Below are 5,059 nucleotides of genomic sequence, written 5' to 3'. Positions count from 1 at the left end.
CTTTCCGGAGAAGGCGGGCTTTGGGGAATTGTCCTGATTCGGCGGGGCGGGCTTGGGGGTGCCCGTTTCAGCAGGGAGGGCTTTGAAGAATTGCCTCAGTTCTACAGCGCGGGCTTGGGAGGTTGCCTGAATTCATCGGATTGGCTTCAGGCCGCCCCCAAAAGCGTGCGCCGCTTACCTCGCCCCCCAAACGCCTAGAACTTCGCGCGCATACCGACGCCGTACGTGTTGCCGCTCGACTGGCTGCTGATCTTGTCGTACATATACGCCGCGTAGATATCCGTGCGCTTGGAGAGCGGATAGTCATAGCCGAGCGACGCCGTCTGACGGGTCTGGTCGAGGCCGCCACCGTCGCGCGAATAGGCGTACGACGCCATCACCGTACCCGGGCCTACCGGTACCGTGACGCCGCCTTGGCCGGTATTCACGTGCCAGCTCGAAATGGTCTGCTGGTTATACGTGTACATGTACTGCCCATAGAACTTCACGAACTTCAGGTCATACGTGACGCCGGCTTGCGCCACGCTCTGGCTCTTCAGGCCCGGAACGCCCGACGTATCGAAGCTGCCGAGGTCGCCCGGCACATTGTTGAAGTTCACGTACTGATACACCGCGGTCGCCGCGAACGGACCGTGGAAATACAGCACCTGGCCGCTCCACTTCTTCGCGCCGTTCTCACCCGCCGTGTTGCCGAGTGCGTACATCGCCGTGGCCGACAGTCCGTTGAAGTTCGGCGACGAGTACGACACCGCGTTGCTCCAGCCAGAGTCCCCCGTGACGCCCTGATCGGTCGAATACGTCGGGAACGTGCCGAGGCCGAGATACGTATGCCATACCATCGGCGAGAACTGGTACGAGTCGACGAACGGGTTGAATAGAATCGTCGACACGAACAGCGGCGTGGTCAGACGGCCTGCCGTCACCGTGCCGTACGGCGATTCGATACCGACGTACGCGTTACGCGAGAACATCGTATCGCCCGTGAAGCGGCCAAATTGCCCGTTCTGCGCGAGGAAGAAGCCTTCCACCGTGAAGATCGCCTTGTAGCCGTTGCCCAGATCCTCGGCCCCCTTGAAACCCCAGTACGACGTCGACATGCCACCGCCGGACACCTCGGCGGCCGACTTGCCACCCGGGAATTTTTGCGCGCCGACCCATTCGTCGACCTGACCGTAGAGTTGCACGCTCGATTGCGCAAAAGCAGACGATGCACTGGCCAGCAGAGCGGCACACGCGGTTGCCTTGAGGGTGGTCTTCAGCGCACCGCTGATGCTTGTTTTCATGGGTTCTCCTGTCTTTGTCAAAAGGTGTGGCTGTGCGAATGGGGGAGCTCGCGCGAACCATTGTTGTTGTCCGTTCGATCATCGAGCCAATCTGGGCGGGACCATCTTTGCGGACCATTTTTATGAACAAAAATATCGTGGCTTATTGCGGGTATAGCGATCTGATTAGTTTTGTCGCTTATCGGCCTGATAACGCGATGGCCTTGCACGTCGTCACCGCGATGCCGCGAACCACGCGGTCCGGCGCAAAGCGTTACTGACATTGCACCCGACCGGGTGATAACGGTTCAGATGACATACGGATGACGCGCTGCGAGAGAAACGACCAAATTTGACGACGGGGGACGTTTTAGTGCCGAATGTTTTCAAAAAAGTGTGGTGTCGAAACGTCAGATTGACAGGGGCTTTTTGGACGGCTGCGACGCGGAGTGCAGCGGCAAACCGGCTTTCAAAGCCGGGAAGCGGATTGAGCGAAGCGTGGGAGGGGAGTTTGGTGAGACGAGGGCGTTCGGTGAGGCGAGAAAGGAATGCCGCTAGTTACGGTACGGCGAACCTTCCTGCTGACGCGGATCGTCCGGGGGGCGCTGCATTGCACGTGAGGCACCGCGCTCTTCGTTGTAGCGGGCAACATCGGCACGAATCGAGCCGGCGCGAACCGGCGCATTGGCCGGTGGCCGCGGAACCGCGCGCGATTCGGCACTGACGGGCGTGAGAGCACCGGCGTACTGCACGCCGCCACGGCCGTCGTTAGGATATCCGAACGATCCAGCGACGCGGCGCATGCCCGGGTTGTAATCGCCAGAGCCAGTGGCGTAGCTGCCGGCTGCGAAGTTCGCGCCACCCTGTGGCAAGCGCGCGTGAGCATCGGCCACGTTGTTGCGAGCCGGCCTTACATTGCCGGGGCCATAGGCATAACCGACGTTACGTGCATCGCCGCGCATGGCGTTGCCCCTAGCGGCATGCGGATACCCAATCGCGTGGCCCGCGGGCGCATGCGCGTAACCACCGCCGCCGTGCAGGATGCCCGGCCCTTTCGCATAGGCGAACGAGCACAGCGCGACGATAACCGCGCCCAACGCCCAGTGCTTCGTTCTCGACAACCCGTCCACCAAGTGACTCACATGCCCGAAGACTTGCCTGAAGCCCACCGTTCGAGCTGCGATGGACTTGTTTCTGGGACTGGCACGAGCGCTGCTGCAAATATATCGCGGCGCGGGCTTCCCGATGGCCTTTGACCAGTAATTTATGGGCGCTGGCAAAGGGTGTCGAGGCAAAAAGTGTTAGGCCTCGAGCGCTGTTGTAACACCTTGTTACTGCGACGTTTGTCGGCGACAGAGCCCTTGCACGAAAGCCTTGAAACAGCTGGCGGGAGCGGCTCCATGAGGCGCGCCGAGCGTAATTGCGTATGACGAATCGCCGCCGTTTTTCTTCGCGGGATTGTCAAACACGGTGGACCAAACAGATGCGCTCGCCAATACTGGAATCGGCCCCGGACATCGTCCGACGCCGATCGATGCAACAGCTTGATGCACGATGATCATTAATCGATTCGGCAAATGAATTTGCCTATTCAATCGATTTTAAATAACAATAGGCGTTTCCCATAGTTCGAGGCGGCGCATTGCGCTCGCCTTTGCTTCCGCATCCCCGAATCGAGATTCCGCCATGGCTCGCCCGAAACTGCTTCCCGACAATTTCACCTTGTGCCTCGTAAGTACCGTGATCCTTGCCAGCTTCCTGCCGGTGCACGGGCAGGCCGCCGTTGGGTTCAACTGGGTGACGAATATCGCCGTCGGTCTGCTGTTCTTCCTGCACGGCGCCAAGCTCTCACGCGAGGCGATCGTAGCGGGGGCGACGCATTGGCGCCTGCATCTGGTAGTGCTGCTCAGCACGTTCGCGCTGTTTCCGCTGCTCGGCCTCGCGCTTAAGCCGCTCCTTTCGCCACTTGTCACGCCGACGCTCTATGCGGGGGTCCTCTTCCTCTGCACGCTGCCGTCGACGGTTCAATCGTCGATCGCGTTCACGTCCATTGGTAAAGGCAACGTACCGGCCGCCGTATGCAGCGCGTCGGCCTCGAGCCTGCTGGGCATCTTCATCACTCCCGCCCTCGTCAGCTTCGTGGTCACCAATCAGGCTGCGAGTAACGGCGCCTCGCCGTGGCATACGGTGGGCAACATCGTGCTGCAATTGCTGGTGCCGTTCGTGGCTGGGCAGTTGTTGCGCCCGCTGATCGGCAAGTGGATCGAACGCAATCGTGGCGTGCTGAAGTTCGTCGACCAGGGTTCGATCCTGCTGGTGGTGTACGGCGCCTTCAGCGAGGCCGTCACCGAGGGCCTGTGGCATCAGATCTCGTTGTCCGCGCTCGGCGGCCTGCTGTTGATCAACGTGGTGCTGCTGGCGCTCGCGCTGACCGTAACGATTTTCGTCAGCAAGCGGCTCGGCTTTAACCGCGCCGACCAGATCACCATCATCTTCTGCGGCTCGAAGAAGAGTCTCGCCGCCGGCGTACCGATGGCCAAGGTGATTTTCGCCTCGCAAGCGGTGGGCGCCGTGGTCCTGCCGCTGATGCTGTTCCACCAGATCCAGTTGATGGTGTGCGCCGCGCTCGCGCAGCGCTGGGGTGCTCGCGACATGAGCGGCGAAACCCGCGCCGCGTTGCGCGAGCGGCCCGCCGCGGCCGTCGCGCGCCGTTGAATACGCGCGCAATGCAAACAGGACATTCATAAGCGCCCTCCCTGAGCGTCATTTGAAGAAAGCCGCCTCGTGCGGCTTTTTTGTTATTTCACGCTCAAACGCCGTCGCTGTCGCCTCAGCCGGATGGCATAGGCAATGTCCTGGCCGTGGCGAAACCAGCCCGCAACGAGCCGCGGGCTCCCGACGCACCATTCAGGTATCAGCGTTCACTAAAAATTCACTTAACTCCCAGAGCGAATGAGCCGATAAGACAACGGTCGATCGCCACGCCTGACTGCCATGCAATTTCGTTCGCCCTCCCGATCCGCTACGCCGCGCATCGAGGAATTGATCGCCCGGCGTGAACTGTCCGCCGTATTCCAGCCAATCATCAATTTCGACGACGGCACGATCCTCGGTTACGAAGGTCTGATCCGCGGGCCGGCCGGCACGCCGCTCGAGGCGCCCTTCGCGCTGTTTTCGCAGGCGCTCGCCGAGGGCTGCGCGCTGCAACTCGAACAGGCCGCCGCGCGCGCCTGCATCGAGGCGTTCGCGAAGCTCGATGTCGACGGCAAGCTGTTTCTGAATTTCAGCGCAGGCGGGATCCGTCAGTTGGCCGACGCACGCGATGACATCGTCGCGCTTCTGCGCCATCGCGGCGTCGATCCGCAGCGGATCGTGATCGAGTTGACCGAGCAAAGCACGATTCTGGACATCGGCAGCTTCCTGCCCGTCATTTCGGCGTTGCGCACGGCCGGCGCGCAGTTTGCGCTCGACGATTACGGCACCGCGAATGCCAGCATGAGTCTTTGGGTGCGGCTGCAACCGGACGTCGTGAAGATCGACCGCTTCTTTATCCACGGCATTTCCAGCGATTCGCTCAAATTCGAGGCCGTGCGCGCGATGCAGCACTTCGCGAATGCGAGCGGCGCCAGGCTGGTGGCCGAAGGCATCGAGGACGAAGCGGATCTGATCGTGGTGCGCGACATGGGAATCGGCAGCGGGCAGGGCTATTTCTTCGGCCGGCCGCATGCGCAGCCCGCCGGCAACGTCACCGACGACGCCCGCGACGCGCTGCGCGCCGGCCACATCGCCGTGTTCCC

At 61.6% G+C, this 5,059-nt stretch carries 4 protein-coding genes; 2 read left to right on the top strand and 2 right to left on the bottom strand.

All coding sequences use genetic code 11. From position 1 onward, the window contains the following. Positions 1-194: 194 nt before the first annotated feature. Entirely contained in the window at positions 195-1,283 is a 1,089-nt protein-coding gene (locus QOC89_RS02380) for a porin (RefSeq protein ID WP_323043551.1), read from the bottom strand. Between the two features lie 533 nt (positions 1,284-1,816). Next, the gene (locus tag QOC89_RS02375; RefSeq protein ID WP_323043550.1) at positions 1,817-2,392 is read right to left on the bottom strand and encodes a hypothetical protein; all 576 of its coding nucleotides are present in this window, start codon (positions 2,390-2,392) and stop codon (positions 1,817-1,819) included. A gap of 556 nt (positions 2,393-2,948) precedes the next feature. Here QOC89_RS02375 and QOC89_RS02370 point away from each other — a divergent pair. Further along, positions 2,949-3,977 carry a bile acid:sodium symporter family protein gene (locus tag QOC89_RS02370; protein WP_323043549.1) on the top strand — a complete coding sequence of 343 codons (1,029 nt, stop codon included), beginning with the start codon at positions 2,949-2,951 and terminating at the stop codon, positions 3,975-3,977. Positions 3,978-4,256: 279 nt separating this feature from the next. Further along, the coding region (locus QOC89_RS02365) for an EAL domain-containing protein (RefSeq protein ID WP_323043548.1) at positions 4,257-5,059 on the top strand (803 nt) is incomplete at its 3' end.

The organism is Paraburkholderia sp. (genome assembly GCF_034668105.1).
Lineage (GTDB): Bacteria > Pseudomonadota > Gammaproteobacteria > Burkholderiales > Burkholderiaceae > Paraburkholderia.
The sequence above is the reverse complement of the archived record's forward strand: the minus strand, read 5'-3'. Positions and strand labels throughout refer to the sequence as shown.